This is a genomic window from Duganella sp. Dugasp56 (genome assembly GCF_047304105.1).
GTDB lineage: Bacteria > Pseudomonadota > Gammaproteobacteria > Burkholderiales > Burkholderiaceae_D > Rugamonas > Rugamonas hordei.
The window spans coordinates 1-17,935 of the sequence record NZ_JBGLYQ010000060.1; the positions used below are offsets into that span (position 1 = coordinate 1).

Consider the following 17,935-nt stretch of genomic DNA (forward strand, 5'->3'; position numbering starts at 1 on the left):
TGCGGGATGTAGGCGAATCCCACCCTCTCCGCCAGAACAAATAGGAAAGGCTCCCGCAAGGGAGCCTTTTTTATTTGTGCGGGCGGAGAGGAGCGAGCACCGCTCGCGTGTGGGATTCGAAGACTCGCGCGTACTCGCGCGAGGGCGGCCTGCGGGATGTAGGCGAATCCCACCCTCTCCGCCAGAACAAATAGGAAAGGCTCCCGCAAGGGAGCCTTTTTTATTTGCATCAATGCGATATCGCTGCTTGCGCCTCCAGGTCGGCCGTGTCCAGCACCAGCGCGGTCAGCTGCTCGGTCAGTTCGTTGTGCCGGCGCTGGTTGGGCGCCGTCTTGTCCACCTCAGCCAATACCCTGACCGCCTCGGCTTCCAGCGCCGCATCGTAGCCGTGCTTTTGCAGGTGCGAGATCAGGATTTGCGCCGTATTGAGCAACACGCGTAAATTGCCGGGCAACTTCAGCCGCGCGGCGCGCATCCAGTCGACCGCCTCATCCAGCCTGTGGGTCTTCCACAGCAGCACGCCGTTGTTCATGATATCGGACACCTCCTTGCGCGCAGCCGCGATCAGCGCCGTGCCCTCGTCGCCCATGTGCACGTAGTTGAAGACTTTTTGTACCTCGTCGCGTATGGCTTTGTCGTCATCGTTGTTCTGGATAATGTGGCACAGCAGCTTGATCGCAGGCTCCTTGTTGCCGACCTCGAACAGCAAGGTCGCGATATCGAGGCAGGTGTTGGGGTCGGGGAGGCTGGCGGCGCTGGCGCCGGCCAGCATCGCTTCCAGTTCCTGGCCGATGACGATGGCCTGCTGGTCGTCGCCGTTGTCCAGGCATACCAGCCCCTCGGTGATCCTGGCGCGAAGCTGGCTCACATCGCCTGAAAACTTCCTTTGCACGGTCTCCAGTATCTGCATGGCCTCCTTGGGCGCTTTCTTGAGGCCGCACACCCGCGCCAGGCCAAAATAGGGATCCGCCGTTTTATGGACCGAATGTTCGCCCACGCTGATGCACTTGCGGAAGGCCTTCTCGGCCAGTGGCACGTCGCCCAGTCTCAGCGAGACTTCGCCCAGCGTCTTTTGCCGGTGCACGGAATTGGGTGAAAGCTTGGCGGCGCGTTCGAGCACGTTGCACGCCTGCTCCGATTGCCCCAGCTGCTTGTGCGCGGCGGCGAGCTGGTCGTACGCATCGAGATACAGGCGGTTTTCGGTGATCACCTCCTGGAACATCTGGCAGGCCACGCTGTATTCGCCTTCCAGCAGGCGGATCTTGGCCAGGCCGACCTTGGCCCAGCTGAAGTCGCGGTCGCGCAATACCTGTTCATAGATCGCGCCGGCCTTGTCGCGCTGGCCGCATTTGAGCAGCAGGCCGGCCTTCATGCGCAGCAAGTCGTTTTCGTACAGGGGATTGCCGGCGATCTGGAAGTCGCACAGCAGGGCGGCGCCGGCGTAGTCCTTTTTCAAATAGGCCAGGTCGATCTTCTTGAATACTTGTTTCTTTTGCCAGATACGGTTCAGACGAGTGGTCAATATGCCTTCCGTGATGGGTTTGATCAGGTAGGCGTCGGGCTGGTGTTCGGCGGTGCCCATCACCGAATCGGCGCTCTTCTCGGCCGACACCATGATAAATATGCAACTAGGCATGAGGGCGTTCTTGCTGCGCGCCTCTTCCAGGATTTGCTGGCCGTTCTTGGCGCCGTCGAGGTGGTAGTCGCACAGGACGACGTCGTAGCGTTTGTTGACGATCAGGGCGAGCGCCTCGCAGCCCTCCGATGCCTGGTCGATGTGTTTTGCGCCCATGCCGCGCAGGCTCTCGCGCAGCAGCTGGCGGATGCTGGCGCAATCGTCGATCACCAGATATTGCTTGTCGTCCCAGTTGGCGGATGGGGCTTGCGATTTGCTCGGCGTGTTCATGGTGTTCCCTCTTCGCTTGGAAGTTTCCACTTGGAAACTGCCTATTGCCAATTTAGTCCAACCTGACTATCCTGTCAAACAGGACTTAACGGACAGTGTGCGAAAAGGAGACGAAGATGGCGGAGGTACTGACCACGGGCGAGGCTGCGCGTATTTGCGGGGTCAACTTCCGGACCGTGTCGCGTTGGATAGACCGCGGCTTGCTGCAGGCCTATAAGTTGCCGGGCAGGGGAGACAAGCGCGTGCTGGGCGAGGAATTGCGCCGGTTTATGCGTGAGCACAACATTCCGGACGGATCGGCGCCGGCCTCGTCCAGGCGCGTGCTGATCGTCGACGACGAGCCGGCGATGGCGCACGCGATAGAGCGCGTGCTGCGCCAGGCCGGCTTCGAGACCGCGCTGGCGGCCAACGGCTTCGAGGCCGGAGCCATGCTGTCGATCTTCAAGCCGGCGGTGATGGCGCTGGATTTGCGCATGCCCGGCCTGGACGGCATGGCGGTCCTGCGCTTCCTGCGCCAGGCCGGCTCGTCCGCTCCGGTCAGGACGCTGGTGGTCTCGGCCGACTCGGAGGAGCGTCTGCGCGAAGCGCTGGCCCTGGGCGCCCATGGCATCCTGCGCAAGCCGTTCGGCAACGAAGAACTGCTGGCGGAGGTGGAACGGATGTGCGAAGCTTGATGTTACTTAAGGGGGATGCATGCCCGCTGTGAGCTACCATTTTCATTTTCCCGACGGCCGCGCCGAAACGATCGAGGCGGGACCGCAAGCCGTTGCCGATGACGCGCTCTTGCCCGACTGGACGCGGCTGGAACACAGCCAGTGTCCCAACTGTCCGCTCTCCAGCGCGACCACGCCGCGCTGCCCGATGGCGCTGCAATTCGTCGACGTGATCGCCAGGATGGGGCCGCTGTGCTCCTACGACGAGGTCGCGGTGCGGGTCGACACGCCCGCGCGCAGCGTGACCACCAACACCACTGTCCAGCGCGCGATAGGCTCGCTGCTGGGCTTGCTGGCGGCCGAGAGCGCCTGTCCCCATACGGCCTTCCTCAAGCCGATGGCGCATTTCCATCTGCCGTTCGCGACCGAGGAAGAGACGATCTACCGGGCCGCCTCCATGCATCTGCTGGCCCAGTATTTCATCGGCCGGCAGGGCGGGGCGCCGGACTGGCAGCTGGCCGGCCTGAAGGCCAGCTACAAGGAGCTGCAGAGCGTCAACGGCGCGATGGCCAACCGCCTGCGCGCCATCAGCAGCGGCGACGGCACGGTCAACGCGCTGATCCTGCTCGACCTGCTGGCCAAGGCGCTGCATTACTCGATCGACGATGCGCTGGAAGAGATCCAGCCGCTGTTCGGTGCTGGTTAGCCGCAAGCTATCGAGTCAATAAATTCATTTATGAATTAATTTGGCCAAAGCGCTTGCTTTACTAGATGACCGGTCATATAGTTCATGCATGGCCCGGAAGCGCGGGCATTCAACTTCAAGGTGGCAGCACCTTTTTCTTTTCCCGGTTTATAGATGACCGGTCAATTATGGAGCGCATGATGTCCAAATTAATGTCCGCAGTAAAAGTAGGTCCGTATGAATTCACCCACCGCGTGGTGCTGGCGCCGCTGACGCGCATGCGCGCCGGGCAGGGCGCCGTCCCGGGTCCGCTGATGGCCGAATACTATGGCCAGCGGTCGTCGCAGGGCGGCTTCCTGATCAGCGAGGCGACCATTGCCGCTGAAAACGGCAACGGCTACCTGGGTGCACCCGGCCTCTACAACGACGAGCAGATCGCCGGCTGGAAGGCCGTCACTGAAGCGGTGCACGCCAAGGGCGGCCGCATCTTCCTGCAGCTGTACCATGCCGGCCGCCAGTCCCACGCCGACGTGCAGCCGGACGGCACGCAGCCGGTCGGCCCCTCCGAAGTCCCGCATGGCGGTGTGGCCTACACCGCCTCCGGCTGGGTGCCCAATACGCCGAACCGCGCGCTGACGCCGGCCGAAATCGGCGGTCTGGTCGACAGCTTCCGCAGCGCCGCGGCGCGCGGCAAGGCTGCCGGCTTCGACGGCGTCGAGATCCACGCGGCCAACGGCTATCTGCTCGACCAGTTCTTGCAGGACAACAGCAATCTGCGCACCGACAGTTATGGCGGCTCGTATGAAAACCGCGCCCGCTTCCTGCTGGAGGTGACCCGCGCCGTCATCGACGTCTGGGGCAGCGACAAGGTGGCGGTGCGCCTCGGCCCCAGCGGCACCTTCGGCGACATGGGCGACAGCAACCCGGAAGCCCTGTTCACCTATGTGGCGCAGCAGCTGTCCAAGCTGAAGCTGGCGTATCTGCACCTGATCGAACCTCGCGTCATGGGCAACATCGTCGACGCCGGCAAGAACCCGCAGCCGGTGGCGGCGCAGCTGATCCGTCAGCACTACGAGGGCGTGCTGATCGCCGCCGGCGGCTTCGAGCCGGACAGCGCCGAGGCGATCCTGCAGGCGGGCGACGCCGACCTGGTGGCTTTCGGCCGCCATTTCATCGGCAATCCCGACCTGCCGGCCCGCATCGGCAACCGGTGGCCGCTGAACGAGCATGATCGCGACAGCTTCTACGGCGGCGGCGCCGAGGGCTATACCGACTACCCGTTCTACCAGGCTCAACAATTGGCCGCCTGAAAAAAACCGGTCAGTTCAAAAAAACTTGAAAATGGCGTAGTTTTCCGTCATTATTGAACTGATCGGTCCAAAAATAACTTCGAACCGAACTCACCAAAAGAACAGGAAACATCATGAAACTCAGCGGCAACACTATCTTCATCACCGGCGGTACCTCGGGCATCGGCCGTGCATTGGCCGAAGCCTTGCACAAACTGGACAACCAGGTCATCATTTCCGGCCGCCGCAAGGCGCTGCTCGACGAAGTCACCGGCGCCAATCCCGGCATGCAGGCGATCGAGCTGGACATGGAAAACCCGGCCAGCATCAACGCCGTCAGCGCCAGGCTGATCGCCGACTTTCCGCGCCTGAACGTGCTGGTCAACAATGCCGGCGTCATGCACATCGATAACGCCGCCGGCGCCGTCGACGAAGCCATGCTGCAGACCACGGTCGCCACCAATTTATTGGGACCGATCCGCCTGATCGCCGGCCTGGTCGAGCATCTCAAGCAACAGCCATCGGCCACCATCATCAACGTGTCGTCGGTGCTGGCCTTCGTGCCGATGGCCATGAGCGCGGTCTACTCTTCCACCAAGGCCGCGTTGCACTCGTACACCATGTCGCTGCGCTGGAACCTGAGCGACACCTCGGTCAAGGTGCTGGAACTGTCGCCGCCGTGGGTGCAGACCGACCTGTTGGACAGCAAGGAAGAACCGCGCGCGATGCCGCTGCAGGAATTCATCGCCGAAACCATCGCCGTACTGGGCACCGACACCGATGAAGTGCTGGTCGAGCGGGCCCGGATGATGCGCGCCAACCCTGGTCCGAACGAATACGCGTTCGTGCACGAGTTCAACGACATCCTGTCGCAGCCGCCGCAATAACGCGGCGCTGGCGGCGCCGCTCCCCCCGGGCGGTGCCGCCTTCCCCAGGCCGGCCTTGACTTTATAGACGACCGGTCATATATTGTGGCGATGACTACGCCAAATCTCAGGGATACCCTCCTCGCTGCCGGCCTGACGGCATTCCACCACCATGGCTATAACGCCACCAGCGTCCTCGACATCGCGCGCATCGCCGGCGTGCCCAAGGGCTCGTTCTACTATTATTTCGACAGCAAGGAGGCGCTTGGCGCCGAAGTGGTCGAGCTGTACGGCTTCAGCGGCACGCGCCGGCTGGTGTTGGCCGACCCGGCCATTGCGCCCAAGGACCGCCTGCGGCGCTATTTCACCGACCTCAACGACATGTTCAGCGGCAAGGAGTTTGTCCACGGTTGCCTGCTGGGCAACCTGAGCGCCGAGTTGGGCGACAGCAGCCCGTTGATTCGCTCGCGCCTGGCCGCCGTGTACGAAGCCTGGACCGGCGACATCGCCGCGGCGATCCGCGCCGGTCAGGCCGACGGCAGCATCAAGTCGGCCTTCGCCGCCGACGACCTGGCCATCGCCATCCTCGACGCCTGGGAAGGCGCGGTCTTGCGCGCACGGGTCGCCAAGGACCGGCGCGCGCTGGACGTGTTCCTGGCCGTAGGCCTGGAGACGGCGCTGGCCTGACCTTAGCGCAGCGCCACCCGCGTGCCGCTGCGGTTCGATACTTCGATCTTGTCCATCAGATCGTGCATCACCAGCGCATCGGCGTAGTTCGGCGCCAGACGGGTGCCATCCGCCACGTCGCGCGCATAGGCCGCATATAAATTGGCCAGTTCCAGCTGGCTGCCGCCCAACTCGCTTTTCGGCAGCCAGTTGTACAGCTCCGGCACCGGCAGCACCTTCATTGGCTGGTCGTCGCCCCGGGCTCCTTCGATGATGTTGAAAGCGTCGCCGAAGCTGGTGCTGTTCCAGATCTTCAGGTCGCCCTCCGAACCGGTCAGGTCCAGCTGCATGCCGTAGTTGTTGCGCTTGCCCGCCTCGATATGGGCCGACAGCACCGCGCCGTTGGCGAAGGTGCCGCTCAGCACGACCTGGTCGGCCAGCGTGTGCGGCAGCGTTTCACCGGTCTCGATCAGCGTCACTTCCTTGAACTGGTTCACCGTCAGTGCGTTGATGCTGTCCGGATGGCCCAGCATCGTGAAGATCGCGTCGAAGAAGTGGCCGCCATAGATCGACAGCAGGCTGGAGAAGTTTTCTTCCGGTACCGTGAAATACAGCGAGGCCTTGCGCAGCTTCTGGAAATACTCGACGCTGATGTGCAGGCGCACCGAGCGCAGCTCGCCGATGTAGCCGTCGCGCAGCAGGTCGCGCACATAGCGGTAGTCCGGGCCGAGACGGCGCTGCAGGCCGACGATGTGGCGCACGCCGGCTTGCTCGGCCAGCGCCAGCATCTGCCGCGACGACGCTGTCGTCGGCGTCAGCGGCCATTCGCTGTAGACGTCCTTGCCGGCGGCGATGGCGGCGCGTATCGCTTCCTCGTGGCTGGGCGCAGGATTGAGCACCAGCACCAGGTCGACCTCCGGATGCCGCACCAGCGCCTGCAGCGAATTGAGCGCGTGCCGGATGCCGTGGCGCGCGGCGACGGCGTCGGCCTTTTCCTGGCTACGGCTGAAGACCGCGGTGATCTCGTATTGTGGCAGCAGCTTCAGCGCGGGGATATGGCCATATTCGGCCCAGTTACCGACGCCGACAATGCCGACGCGGATTTTTTTCGATGTGTTCATGAGGTGTCCTTTAAATTGGTTGTTCAAGCAAGGTTAAGTGCGGAGGCGTTGCGTTGCAGGCGGCGGCCGTTGGCCAGCGTCAGCGCCAGCGCCGCGATCATGCTGGCCGCGCTGGCGTATCCGAGGTTGGCGACGCTGCTGAAGGTCAGCGTCAGCGAGCCGACGCCGGCGCCCAGCGAGAAGCCGAGGTACATGAAGGAGGCGTTCAGCGACAGCACGATGGGCGCCGATTTCACGCCGGCCACGCCGACCAGCGTGGTTTGCTGGGCGGGATAGAAGGCCCAGTGGGCGATGCCCCAGGCGACGACGGCCACCACCACCGGCACCACCTCCCAGGCGCGCGGCACCAGGTGGGCGCTGCCGGACAGCAGCAGGAAGCTCAGGGCGGATGTGGCCAGCGCCGGCAGGATGACGGCGCGCGGGCCATGACGGTCGATCCCCTTGCCGCTGATGGCCAGGCCCAGCGCCGCCGAGGCGCCCCAGGCAAACAGGATGTAGCCGATCTGCGCGCCGCGCAGCGTGGTGGCGTTGCTGACGAACAGCGCCAGGTAGGTGTAGGTGGTGTAGCTGGCCATCGCCCACAGCGTGGTCACCAGCAGCGTCAGGAGGATGGCCGGCTGCGCGGCCGTGGCCACGCGTTCGCGCAGCGTGGCGGTGGACAGGCCGGCGCCTATGCCGGCCGGCAGGCCGAACACCAGGCCCGCCACAGCCAGCGCCGACAGCGCCGCCACGCCGCCGAAGGTGGCGCGCCAGCCCATGCCGTCGCCGATCATGGCCCCCAGCGGCACGCCGAACGCGATCGCCAGCGACAGGCCGCCGTTGACGATGGCGATGGCCGTGCCGCGCCGCTCCGGCGCGACGACCGCGCTGGCCAGCGCGTTGGCGCCGGGGACGTACAGGCCGGCGGCGAACGCCAGCAGCACACGCGCCATCATCAGCTGCCAGTAGTCTTGCGCCAGCCAGGCGGTGACATTCGCCAGCGCGAATGCGCCCATGGCCACGATCAGCAGTGCGCGGCGGCCGATATGGCCGGTCAGCGCGGTCAGGATCGGGGAACTGAGTGCGTAGGCCAGGGCGAACACCGTGACCAGCTGGCCGGCGGTGGCGATGCTCACGGCCAGGTCGGCGGCCATGCCGGGCAGCAGGCCGGCGATCATGAAGCTCTCGGTGCCGACCGCGAAGGTGCCCAACGCCAGCCAGTAAAGCGGCGCGTTGCTGCGGATGTGGTGGGACTGCTGTGTCATGAGGTGCTCCGGTTGATTGAGCTGTTAGCTCGATCAACCTAGTGTAGGAGCACAACGCCCGGGAATAAACAGGCTGGAGTTCCGAACATAGAGGAGGATTGCGTCCGCTATCGGCCGCTGCGGGTTGCTAGATGCGCATGTGCTGCACCACATAGTCGATGAAGACGCGCAGCTTGGGCGACGCATAGCGGCTGGCCGGCCACAGCATCGAGAACGTCACGGTCTGGTCCATGTAGTCGTCCAGGATGGTGACCAGGCGGCCGTCCTTCAATTCGTCGGCGATGATGAAGGTCGGCAGGAAGGCGATGCCTTCGCCCTGCAGCAGCGCATAGGTGACGGCCTCGATGGTGCTGCAGGTCAGATGCTCCTTCAGTTCGGGGTCCGGTTCGTCGGCCGCCAGGTTGAAGGGCCAGCGCTCGATGCGGCCGGTGGCGGGGAACTTGTGCAGCAGGCAGGCGTGCCGCGACAGCTCGCGCGGGTGCGCCGGTGTGCCGTGCTGCTTCAGATAGCCAGGCGTGGCCACCACCACCTGCTTGCACGAGCCTATGCGGCGCGAGGCCAGCCGCGAATCGTGCTGGGTGCCGGTGCGGATGACGGCGTCGAAGCCTTCCTCGATGATGTCGACCATGCGTTCGGACAGGTCGATGTCGAGCGCGATATCCGGATACTGCCGCATGAAGCCCGTCAGCGCCGGCATGATGAGGCCCGTCAGCTGCGGCGTGCTCACGCGCAGGCGCCCGCGCGGGGTGCCGGACAGCTCGGACAGCTCGCTCTCGGCCGCCTCCACCTCGCTCAATATGCGCCGGCAGCGTTCGAGGAACAGCATGCCCTCGTTGGTGAGCGTGATGCTGCGCGTGCTACGGTGGAACAGGCGCACCGCCAGCCGCTCCTCCATGCGGGCGATGCTCTTGCCGACCGCCGACGACGACACGCCGAACTGGGTGGCGGCCTTGGTGAAGCTGCGCGTGTCGGCCACCGTCACAAACATCGAAATACCGCTCAGGCTATCCATATTTTCCCCGTGATTCCTTGTTTTTGAACCGATCAGTTCTCGATTATAGATGAATCTGTCCGATATCTTGGGAACCCAAAGCCATTTATCTTTCTCTCGCCGGCCCTTACATTGGCTACATCGGGCGCCGCCACGGCGATGCGCCTCTTATCCATTCCATATTAATCGAGAAAATCATGTCCAAGCTTATGTCTGAAGTAAAGGTCGGTCCTTACACCTTCTCCCACCGCGTGGTGCTGGCGCCGCTGACCCGCATGCGCGCCGAGGCCGGTGCCCGGCCCGGCCCGCTGATGGCCGAATACTATGCGCAGCGCGCCTCCAAGGGCGGCTTCCTGATCGGCGAAGCGACCATCGCCGCCGAAAACGGCAACGGCTACCTGGGTGCGCCGGGCCTGTACGACGACAGCCAGATCGCCGGCTGGAAGCAGGCGACCGACGCCGTGCACGCCAAGGGCGGCAAGATCTTCCTGCAGTTGTACCACGCGGGGCGCCAGTCGAACAAGGACGTGCAGCCGGCCGGCAGCATTCCGGTCGGCCCGTCGGAAGTGCTGCACGGCGGCGTCGCCTACACCACCGAAGGCTGGGTGCCGAACACGCCGAACCGCGCACTGACGATCCCCGAGATCGAAGGCCTGGTCGAGAGCTTCCGCCTGGCCGCCATCCGCGGCCAGCAGGCCGGCTTTGACGGCGTCGAGATCCACGCCGCCAACGGCTACCTGTTCGACCAGTTCCTGCAGGATGGCAGCAACAAGCGCACCGACCTCTACGGCGGCTCGTTCGAGAACCGCGCGCGCTTCCTGCTCGACGCCACCAGGGCGGTGATCTCGGTCTGGGGCAGCGACAAGGTCGCGGTGCGCATCGGCCCAAGCGGCAACTGGGGCGACATGTCGGACACCAATCCTGAGGGCCTGTTCACCTACGTGGCGGTCCAGTTGGCGCAACTGAAGCTGGCCTACCTGCACCTGATCGAGCCTCGCATCGCCGGCAACATCGAAGACGAGACCAAAGACCAGGCGCCGCTGGCCGCGCAGCTGATCCGCAAGCATTACAAGGGCGTGATCATGGCCGCCGGCGGCTTCGACCAGCAATCGGCCGAAGCGCTCCTGGCGGCGGGCGACGCGGACCTGGTGGCTTTCGGCCGCCACTTCATCGCCAATCCTGACCTGCCGGAGCGCTTCCGCAACGGCTGGCCGCTGAACGAATACGACCGTCCGAGCTTCTTCGGCGGCAGCGAAGTCGGCTACACCGACTACCCGTTCTACAAGGCTGAAGCGCTGGCCGCGTAAGCACGGCATGTGCAGTCAAAGGCGCGGCCCGCAAGGTCCGCGCCTTTTTTGGTATGATCCTGCCCATGGGAAGAACTAAACTTTACGACCGCGACGCGCTCCTCGACGCAGCGATGCTGGTGTTCTGGCAGCGCGGCTACGCCGATACCAGCCTGCAGCAGCTCGAGCGCGCCACCGGCGTCAACAAGTCCGGGCTGTACGCGGAATTCAAGGACAAGGAAGACCTGTTCCTGTCGTCGCTGCGCTATTACGTGGAGCGGCGCGCGGGCGAGGGCCTGCTGACGGCCGAGCCGCCCGGATGGGGCAATGTCGAACGGCTGCTTCGTGCCGGGCCGGCCTGCAGCGCCGGCCGCAAGGGCTGCTTTGCGATCAACGCCATGCGCGAGGTCGAGTCGTTGCCGGCGGCGGCCGACATCGTCGCCGCGTCGCAGGCGGCCATGCTGTCGCTGCTGGTCCGTAATATCGGCGCCGAGCAGACCCGCCTTCCGGCAAAACAGATCGCGGAAATCGTCCTGATTTTCTTCTCCGGCCTGTGCATCGAAATGAATCTCGGCCCGTCGCCGCAGACCGTCAGCCGCAAGGTGCGCAATTTCATGGCCATGCTGAAGATGATGTAGGCCTTGTCGGCATTGGCGCCGTTATTGTCCGGGATGTAAGGAACACCGGCCTCTTTATCCCGGCAGGGCCCATCCCTATCATTGGTTACAGCAGCAATTTGCTCGTACCCATATAGGAGAACCTGATGTCCAAGCTCTTTTCGCCGTTCCAGCTCGGCCCCTACGCCTTGCAGCACCGCGTGGTGCATGCGCCGACCACCCGCCTGCGCGCCAATCCGGACGACAGCCCCAGTGAACTGATGGTCGAGTACTACGCCCAGCGCGCCTCCGCCGGCGGCTTGATCATCACCGAATCGACCCACGTTTCCTACGACAGCCGCGGCTACCTCGGCGCGCCCGGCATCTATGAAGACAGCCATATCCCGGGCTGGAAGAAAATCGCCGATGCGGTGCACGCCAAGGGCGGCGTGCTGTTCATGCAGCTGGGCCACGACGGCCGCCAGTCGCATGTCGATCTGACCGGCGGTCCGCTGCCGATCGCGCCGTCGGTGGTGCCGTTCGAGACCGACGTGCTGACGCATAACGGCTGGGTGCCGGCCTCGCCGCACCGCGCCATCGACATCGATGAAATCCAGCTGGTGATCGAGTATTACCGCAAGGCGGCCGTGCGCGCCAAGGCGGCGGGCCTGGACGGCGTCGAGCTGCATTCGGCCAACGGCTACCTGGCCGACACCTTCCTGCAGGACGGCACCAACAAGCGCACCGACGCCTACGGCGGCAGCATCGCCAAGCGCGCCCGCTTCCTGCTCGAACTGGTCGAAGCGCTGGTTTCCGTGTGGGGGCCGGGCCGCGTGGGCGTGCGGCTGTCGCCAAGCGGGCAGTGGGGATCGATCTCGGATTCGGATCCGGAGGCGACGTTCACCCACGTCGCCCAGCAGCTCAACAAATTCGGCCTGGCCTACCTGCACATCATCGAGCCGCGCGTGAAGGGCGTTGAAACGCTGGACGAGCATCAGCGGCCGGTGGCCTCCGAGTTCCTGCGCAAGGTGTTCACGGGGACCATCATCTCCGCCGGCGGCTTCAACGGCGAAGGGGCCGAAGCCATCGTGCGCAAGGGCGACGCCGATCTGGTGGCGTTCGGCCGCTTCTTCGCCTCCAATCCGGACCTGCCGTACCGCCTGCGGCACCGTCTGCCGCTCAACGACTACGACCGCGAGGCCTTCTGGGGCGGCACCCACGTTGGCTACACCGACTATCCCGCGTACCACGCGTCGGCGTTCGCCCGCGCCGCCTGAAGCGGCGCGCCGGCGCCATTGTGGTGATATTGTCATTTTGTAGACTAGAATGGCCGTTTTGATGGGAGAGCCCAATGCGTATGCCAGCCGTTCTGACAGGGATAGTCGTCGCGCTGGCGTTCGCCGGCCCCGCCGCCGCCCTCAATCCCGTCGTCGCCCTTCGGGATTACCACCACACCGTCTGGACCACGAAGGATGGCGCGCCCTCCGACATCAGCGGCATGGCGCAGACGGCGGATGGCTGGCTGTGGCTGGTGGCGCACGGCGCCGTGTACCGGTTTGACGGCCTGCATTTCGAACGCTACAACCTGCCCAGGCAGAACGAGGTGGGACGCAGCCGCGTGCGTACCTTGATCGGAATGCCCGACGGCGACCTGTTGATCAGCTACGAGGTCGGCACCGTCGTCGCGCTGCTGCACCCGGACGGACGGCTCGACGACATCATCGGCAGCGCCGCCAGGTTGGGCGCGGTGGACACCATCGCCGTCGAACCGGGGCGCGGGCTGTGGCTGGGCACAAGCCAGGGCCTGGCGCTGGTCGCCGATGGAAAGTATCGGATTCTGGGCCGCGCCGACGGTTTGCCCGAGGGATGGGTCTGGAATGTGCTGCTGGACCAGCGCGGACAATTATGGGTCCAGCATATCGAGGGGATTTTTCTGCGCAGGAGCGGCAGCGCGCGCTTTGAAACATATGGCGACGTCACGAAGCGCGGGAGCATGATCCAGTCCGCCGATGGCCGGGTATGGCTGGCGGGATGGAGCCGGGAGCAAGACCTGCTGCGCCTGCTGTCGCCGGCGGCGGGGCCGACTGGGTCGCGCGCCGCGGGGTTCAACGCGGCCATGTCGCGACTGGGCGGGCAATTCGACCGCGACGATAATTATTGGACCATGAATTGCGCCCAGCCTCCGTGCCGCCTGGTTGGCGCGGGCAAGAGCGGCGAACCATTGCCTCAGTGGCAGCCGGCGACGTCCGGGCCCGATATCCGGGGCAACGTGCTGGAAGATGCGCAGGGCAGCATCTGGATCGCCAGCCCGTCGGGCCTGGAACGCTATCGGGAAAACAAGCTGACGCCGTTCCGGCTCCCCGCGCGCAGCAATGAACTCAGTCTCGTGACCGACGACGCCGGCAGTGCCTGGGCCGCAGACGCCGGGTCGTTCATCGCCTGGCAGCTGTCGCCCGCTGCGGCGCCGGTGCCCGACAGAACGCAGCCGTTCCGCATCGTCGCCAACGACCGCGATGGCGGCTTGCTGCTGGCGGGCCGGCGCGAGATCGTGCGCCGCTATCGAGGGCATGAGGAAAAGATACCGCTGCCGCCGCGCGCGGACGGCCAGGCCGGCGACCTGAACGTGCTGGGCCTGCAGGACGACGGCCGAGTGCTGTGGATGTATGCGCCGGAAGTGGGGCTGATGGGCTATCTCGACGGCCGTTGGCTGCCGCACACGCATTTCAAGATGCCAACCAATATCATGCTCACCACGCCCGCAGGCGGCGGAAGGCTGTGGCTGGCCTGCGCGGACTTGACGGTGGTCCTGTACGACAACGGCACGTTCACCAGCTACGATGCACCGATGATAGGCATCGCCACCAGCCTGCACTACGGGCCGGAGATGATCGCCGCCGGCGAACGGGGCATGGCGGTGCTCAAAGGGCGGCAGTTTCGCCAGCTGACGGCGGCCGACGCCGACGTGCTGCGCAGCGTGTCCGGCCTGACTGCCAGCGCCGACGGCGACCGCTGGATCAACGGCGGCAAGGGCGTGGTGCACGTGCGTCGGGCCGACTGGGAGGCCAGCATCGGCAATCCGGACATCGCGCTGCGCTATGAGCTGATCGGCGAAACGGATGGCTACACCGGCGCGCCGGAACTGGACAACCGCCTGCATACCGCCGTCACCGATGCCCAGGGTACGCTGTGGTTCGTCACGACCGAAGGCATCGTCCATCTGGTTGCCGGCCACGCCGGCCGGCGGGCCGCGCCGCCAGGAGTGAGCCTGACCGGCCTGAACACGGCCGACGCCCGCTACCTGCCTGTCGCGGGACTGCGCCTGCCGGCCGGACTGCGCACGATGAACATCCAGTACGCCGCGCCCGGCGCCCTCAAGCCGGAAGGCGTGCGCTTCCAGTACCGCCTGGCCGGCGAGGACAGCGCCTGGCAGGACGCCGGCGACCGCCGCGCGGCCTATTACACCAATATGACGCCGGGCCGGCACCGCTTCGAGGTGCGCGCCGTCAATGACGACGGCGTCTGGAGCGCGGCGCCGGCTGCGCTGGATTTCGACATCGCGCCGACGCTGGTGCAGACCATCGGATTCCGTGCCGCTTGCGCGCTGGCCGTGCTGGCGGCCTTGTACCTGTTCTATCGCCGCCGCCTGCATGTGGCAACGGCGCGCATGGAGGAGCGCATGCAGGTGCGCCTGGCCGAGCGCGAGCGCATCGCGCGCACCTTGCACGACTCCTTCCTGCAAAGCGTGCAAGGGCTGGTGCTGACGCTGGACCAGGCGGTACATGCGCTGCCGTCCGACAGTGCCATGCACAAGACGCTGGCGCCGATATTGCATGGCGCGCGCGCCACCATCAACCAGGGCCGCGACCAGGTCTACGAGCTGCGCTCGGCGCAGATCGACGACGTCGAAAGCGCGCTGTATGAACTGACCAGGCTGATGGCCATCAAGTATCCCGGCGTTGTCTTCCGCCTGGTGGTCGATGGCGCACGGCAGCCGTTGCGCGCCAGGGTGGCCGACGAAGCCGTGGAGATCGCCGCCGAAGCGGTGCGCAATGCCTACCAGCACGCGGCCGCGGGGCAGGTGATGGCGCGCATCGGCTACGGCGCCGAGCAGTTCACGCTGTCCGTCAAGGACGACGGCGTGGGCATGACCGATACCGTCACGGGCGGCGCCGAAGCCGATCGGCACTGGGGGCTGCGCGGCATGCGCGAGCGGGCCGTACGCATCGGCGCGGCGCTCGACGTCGGCAGCCACGCCGGCCAGGGCACCACGGTGACGCTGATCCTGTCGGCGCGCCTGGCCTATGGCGTCGAGCGGCGTTCCTGGCTGCGCCGGCTGCTGCGACCCGCTCTGCCGAATTGAATAGAGCGGCCTCCCTCAAAAAATAACTGCGCGTCTTCGCGGGAAATGCTATCTTAATAAAAGATGTACGTCCGTATTTTATATTGAGAGGCTGAGGGAATGGATAATGATCTGCTCGCATACGCGCTCGAGGCCCATGGCGGCCTGGAGCGCTGGAATGCCTATACCAGGTTGACGGCGCAGGTGTCGATCGACGGCGCGATCTGGTACCTGAAACAGCAAGTGGGGATGTTGACGGCCAAGGAGGTCGAGATCGACACCCGCAGCGAGTGGCTGTCGATCACGCCGTTCGCCAGCGAAGGGCAGCGCAGCGTGTTTGTGCCGCAACGACTGGCGCTCGAGACGCTGGCCGGTGGCGTGACCGAAACGCGCGACAATCCCGCCGCCGCCTTCGCCGGCCAGACGCTCGATACGCCGTGGGACAAGTTCCACGTCGCCTATTTCGCCAGCGAGGCCTTGTGGACCTACCTGACGTCGCCCTTCCTGTTCACCTATCCCGGCTTCTTCTGCGAAGAGATCGAGCCGTGGCACGAGAACGGCGAAACCTGGCGCAGCCTGCAAGTCTCGTTCCCGCCGGAGATCGCCACGCACACGCGCACCCAGATCATCCGTTTCGGCGCGGACGGGCTGATGCGCCGCCACGACTACACGGTCGACATCCTCGGCGGCGCCACCGGCGCCAACTACGTCGGCGACTACCGCGAGGTGCAGGGCATCATGATGCCGACCAAGCGCCGCATCTACGCCTACGACGACGCCATGCGCAAGATCGCCGAACCGCTGCTGGTGTCGCTCGATTTCGGCGCCATCAGCCTGTCGTGAAGGCCCCCGCCATGACACAGGAACCGGCCGCTCCCGGCGTGGCCTGGATGGCGATCATCCGCCGGCCGACGCTGGACGACTTTGCCGCCGCCTTCACCGCCGACGTGGTGCTGGAAACCTCGGCCGGCGATGGCGCCGTGCGGGGGGCGGCCGCCATCCGGCGTTTTTTCGACGCCACCCGCGCCATGTACGACGGTATCGCCTTCGTGCACGAGACCAGCGCCGCCAGCCGCACGGTGCTGGAGTGGGAGGGTGTCTTTCGCGGCGCTCCGATTGCCGGCGCCACCATCCTGGCGTACGACGGCGAGGGCCGCATCGCCGGCATTCACCTGTATCAGCGGCCCTGCAGCCAGGTGGCGGCGTTTTCGTCGGAACTGGCGGCGCGTCTGCAAGGCCGGGCCGGCACCGGTATTTTCACTCGTTGAAGGAAATCACATCATGAACATGAAGACCAAAAAAACCGCGGCGCTGGCCGCCGTGCTGCTGATGCTGCAGGCCGGCCTGGCCGGCGCCGCCGCGCCGGCGGGCAAGGGCGGTCCCGGCGGATTTTTCCGCACCCAGGTCGGCGGCCTCGAAGTGACCGCGCTGGCCGACGGCGTCGGCGCCCTGCCTGCGGCGCTGCTGCAGGGCGACCAGGCGCTGGTGGCGGCGCTGCTCAAGGACGAGGGCGTCGACCCGGTCGTCATGCCGGTGCCCGTGAACGCCTATCTGGTCAATACCGGCAGCAAGCTGATACTGGTAGACGCCGGCACTGGCTTGAATTGGGGCCCGCCCAACCTGGGCCAGGTGATGGCGAACCTGCGCGCGGCCGGCTACACGCCGGCGCAGGTGGACCTGGTGCTGATCACCCATGTGCATGCCGACCATATCGGTGGCCTGGTCAGCAAGGACGGCAAGGCGCTGTATCCGAACGCCGTGGTGCGCATGGCGCAGGCTGACAGCGATTTCTGGCTGTCGGAGAAGATCGCCGCCGGCGCGCCAGCCGATGCCCGCCCGTTCTTCGACGTGGCCCGCAAGAGCGCCGCGCCGTACATCCAGGCCGGCCGCTGGAAGCCGTTCCGCGACGGCGAGCCGGTCGATGCGGCCGTCTCCGTGGTGCCGCTGCCGGGTCACACGCCGGGCCATGTGGGCTACCGCTTCGCTTCCGGTGCACAGCAGCTGCTGGTCTGGGGCGACGTGGTGCACGCCGAGCCGGTGCAGATGGCCCATCCGGACATCGCTTTCGGCTTCGATATCGATCCGCGCGCCGCCACGGCGTCGCGCGCCAGCCTGTTCGCCCGGCTGGCGGCCGACGGCACCTTGGTGGCCGGCGCCCACATGCCGTTCCCCGGCTTTGGACGCCTGCGGCCGGCCGGCGCGGCGTACCGCTGGGCGGCGGCGCCTTATGCCGCAACCGCCGCAACAACCGCAACCGCTCCCTGATGTTTTTTTTTAACCCACGTAAAACCAA

General features: G+C 65.6%; 16 protein-coding genes. 12 read left to right on the plus strand and 4 right to left on the minus strand.

The genetic code is table 11. The features are described from left to right. Positions 1–229 precede the first annotated feature (229 nt). Positions 230–1,906 carry a response regulator gene (locus ACCD07_RS28995; RefSeq protein WP_413449353.1) on the minus strand — a complete coding sequence of 559 codons (1,677 nt, stop codon included), beginning with the start codon at positions 1,904–1,906 and terminating at the stop codon, positions 230–232. Positions 1,907–2,022: 116 nt separating this feature from the next. On the opposite strand from ACCD07_RS28995, the gene ACCD07_RS29000 reads away from it, so the two are divergent. From ACCD07_RS29000 to ACCD07_RS29020, 5 genes are all read left to right on the plus strand, one after another. After that, positions 2,023–2,580, plus strand: a complete 558-nt coding sequence (locus tag ACCD07_RS29000) for a response regulator (protein WP_413449354.1) — start codon at positions 2,023–2,025, stop codon at positions 2,578–2,580. Positions 2,581–2,599: 19 nt separating this feature from the next. After that, the gene (locus tag ACCD07_RS29005) at positions 2,600–3,265 is read left to right on the plus strand and encodes a DUF6901 family protein (protein ID WP_176653735.1); all 666 of its coding nucleotides are present in this window, start codon (positions 2,600–2,602) and stop codon (positions 3,263–3,265) included. Positions 3,266–3,444: 179 nt separating this feature from the next. After that, a complete protein-coding gene (locus tag ACCD07_RS29010) occupies positions 3,445–4,554 on the plus strand; it encodes an alkene reductase (protein WP_176654068.1) in 1,110 nt (369 codons plus the stop codon). A 113-nt stretch (positions 4,555–4,667) separates the two neighbouring features. Continuing rightward, positions 4,668–5,420, plus strand: coding sequence for an SDR family NAD(P)-dependent oxidoreductase (locus ACCD07_RS29015; RefSeq protein ID WP_176653736.1), 753 nt, complete (start codon positions 4,668–4,670; stop codon positions 5,418–5,420). Between the two features lie 90 nt (positions 5,421–5,510). After that, complete coding sequence (locus tag ACCD07_RS29020) at positions 5,511–6,086, plus strand: TetR/AcrR family transcriptional regulator (RefSeq protein WP_176653737.1); 576 nt, start codon at positions 5,511–5,513, stop codon at positions 6,084–6,086. 2 nt (positions 6,087–6,088) lie between these two features. Here the strand turns inward: ACCD07_RS29020 and ACCD07_RS29025 are convergent, their stop codons facing one another. The 3 genes from ACCD07_RS29025 to ACCD07_RS29035 form a co-directional block, all read right to left on the minus strand. Then, entirely contained in the window at positions 6,089–7,186 is a 1,098-nt protein-coding gene (locus tag ACCD07_RS29025) for a Gfo/Idh/MocA family protein (protein WP_176653738.1), read from the minus strand. 23 nt (positions 7,187–7,209) lie between these two features. Continuing rightward, the gene (locus ACCD07_RS29030) at positions 7,210–8,430 is read right to left on the minus strand and encodes an MFS transporter (RefSeq protein ID WP_413449355.1); all 1,221 of its coding nucleotides are present in this window, start codon (positions 8,428–8,430) and stop codon (positions 7,210–7,212) included. Between the two features lie 127 nt (positions 8,431–8,557). After that, entirely contained in the window at positions 8,558–9,442 is an 885-nt protein-coding gene (locus ACCD07_RS29035) for a LysR substrate-binding domain-containing protein (protein ID WP_176653740.1), read from the minus strand. A 176-nt stretch (positions 9,443–9,618) separates the two neighbouring features. On the opposite strand from ACCD07_RS29035, the gene ACCD07_RS29040 reads away from it, so the two are divergent. The 7 genes from ACCD07_RS29040 (at position 9,619) to ACCD07_RS29070 (ending at position 17,907) form a co-directional block, all read left to right on the plus strand. Then, positions 9,619–10,728 (plus strand): alkene reductase, encoded by a 1,110-nt coding sequence (locus tag ACCD07_RS29040; RefSeq protein ID WP_176653741.1) that lies wholly within the window; start codon positions 9,619–9,621, stop codon positions 10,726–10,728. Between the two features lie 65 nt (positions 10,729–10,793). Continuing rightward, positions 10,794–11,345 (plus strand): TetR/AcrR family transcriptional regulator, encoded by a 552-nt coding sequence (locus ACCD07_RS29045; RefSeq protein ID WP_413449356.1) that lies wholly within the window; start codon positions 10,794–10,796, stop codon positions 11,343–11,345. Positions 11,346–11,470: 125 nt separating this feature from the next. After that, positions 11,471–12,580 carry an alkene reductase gene (locus tag ACCD07_RS29050; RefSeq protein ID WP_413449357.1) on the plus strand — a complete coding sequence of 370 codons (1,110 nt, stop codon included), beginning with the start codon at positions 11,471–11,473 and terminating at the stop codon, positions 12,578–12,580. 74 nt (positions 12,581–12,654) lie between these two features. Further along, entirely contained in the window at positions 12,655–15,663 is a 3,009-nt protein-coding gene (locus ACCD07_RS29055) for a triple tyrosine motif-containing protein (RefSeq protein ID WP_413449358.1), read from the plus strand. 99 nt (positions 15,664–15,762) lie between these two features. Next, complete coding sequence (locus ACCD07_RS29060; RefSeq protein WP_413449359.1) at positions 15,763–16,485, plus strand: hypothetical protein; 723 nt, start codon at positions 15,763–15,765, stop codon at positions 16,483–16,485. Positions 16,486–16,496: 11 nt separating this feature from the next. Next, positions 16,497–16,910, plus strand: a complete 414-nt coding sequence (locus ACCD07_RS29065; protein WP_413449360.1) for a nuclear transport factor 2 family protein — start codon at positions 16,497–16,499, stop codon at positions 16,908–16,910. Positions 16,911–16,923: 13 nt separating this feature from the next. Next, entirely contained in the window at positions 16,924–17,907 is a 984-nt protein-coding gene (locus ACCD07_RS29070) for an MBL fold metallo-hydrolase (protein WP_413449361.1), read from the plus strand. Positions 17,908–17,935 lie beyond the last annotated feature (28 nt).

What these genes read in the sequence shown, in the direction of transcription:
- ACCD07_RS29000 (WP_413449354.1), top strand. Translation starts at nt 2,023, where the DNA reads ATGGCGGAGGTACTGACCACGGGCGAGGCTGCGCGTATTTGCGGGGTC.
- ACCD07_RS29025 (WP_176653738.1), bottom strand. Translation starts at nt 7,186, where the DNA reads ATGAACACATCGAAAAAAATCCGCGTCGGCATTGTCGGCGTCGGTAAC.
- ACCD07_RS29070 (WP_413449361.1), top strand. Translation starts at nt 16,924, where the DNA reads ATGAACATGAAGACCAAAAAAACCGCGGCGCTGGCCGCCGTGCTGCTG.
- ACCD07_RS29065 (WP_413449360.1), top strand. Translation starts at nt 16,497, where the DNA reads ATGACACAGGAACCGGCCGCTCCCGGCGTGGCCTGGATGGCGATCATC.
- ACCD07_RS29040 (WP_176653741.1), top strand. Translation starts at nt 9,619, where the DNA reads ATGTCCAAGCTTATGTCTGAAGTAAAGGTCGGTCCTTACACCTTCTCC.
- ACCD07_RS29010 (WP_176654068.1), top strand. Translation starts at nt 3,445, where the DNA reads ATGTCCAAATTAATGTCCGCAGTAAAAGTAGGTCCGTATGAATTCACC.
- ACCD07_RS29020 (WP_176653737.1), top strand. Translation starts at nt 5,511, where the DNA reads ATGACTACGCCAAATCTCAGGGATACCCTCCTCGCTGCCGGCCTGACG.
- ACCD07_RS29060 (WP_413449359.1), top strand. Translation starts at nt 15,763, where the DNA reads ATGGATAATGATCTGCTCGCATACGCGCTCGAGGCCCATGGCGGCCTG.
- ACCD07_RS28995 (WP_413449353.1), bottom strand. Translation starts at nt 1,906, where the DNA reads ATGAACACGCCGAGCAAATCGCAAGCCCCATCCGCCAACTGGGACGAC.
- ACCD07_RS29035 (WP_176653740.1), bottom strand. Translation starts at nt 9,442, where the DNA reads ATGGATAGCCTGAGCGGTATTTCGATGTTTGTGACGGTGGCCGACACG.
- ACCD07_RS29030 (WP_413449355.1), bottom strand. Translation starts at nt 8,430, where the DNA reads ATGACACAGCAGTCCCACCACATCCGCAGCAACGCGCCGCTTTACTGG.
- ACCD07_RS29005 (WP_176653735.1), top strand. Translation starts at nt 2,600, where the DNA reads ATGCCCGCTGTGAGCTACCATTTTCATTTTCCCGACGGCCGCGCCGAA.
- ACCD07_RS29045 (WP_413449356.1), top strand. Translation starts at nt 10,794, where the DNA reads ATGGGAAGAACTAAACTTTACGACCGCGACGCGCTCCTCGACGCAGCG.
- ACCD07_RS29050 (WP_413449357.1), top strand. Translation starts at nt 11,471, where the DNA reads ATGTCCAAGCTCTTTTCGCCGTTCCAGCTCGGCCCCTACGCCTTGCAG.
- ACCD07_RS29055 (WP_413449358.1), top strand. Translation starts at nt 12,655, where the DNA reads ATGCGTATGCCAGCCGTTCTGACAGGGATAGTCGTCGCGCTGGCGTTC.
- ACCD07_RS29015 (WP_176653736.1), top strand. Translation starts at nt 4,668, where the DNA reads ATGAAACTCAGCGGCAACACTATCTTCATCACCGGCGGTACCTCGGGC.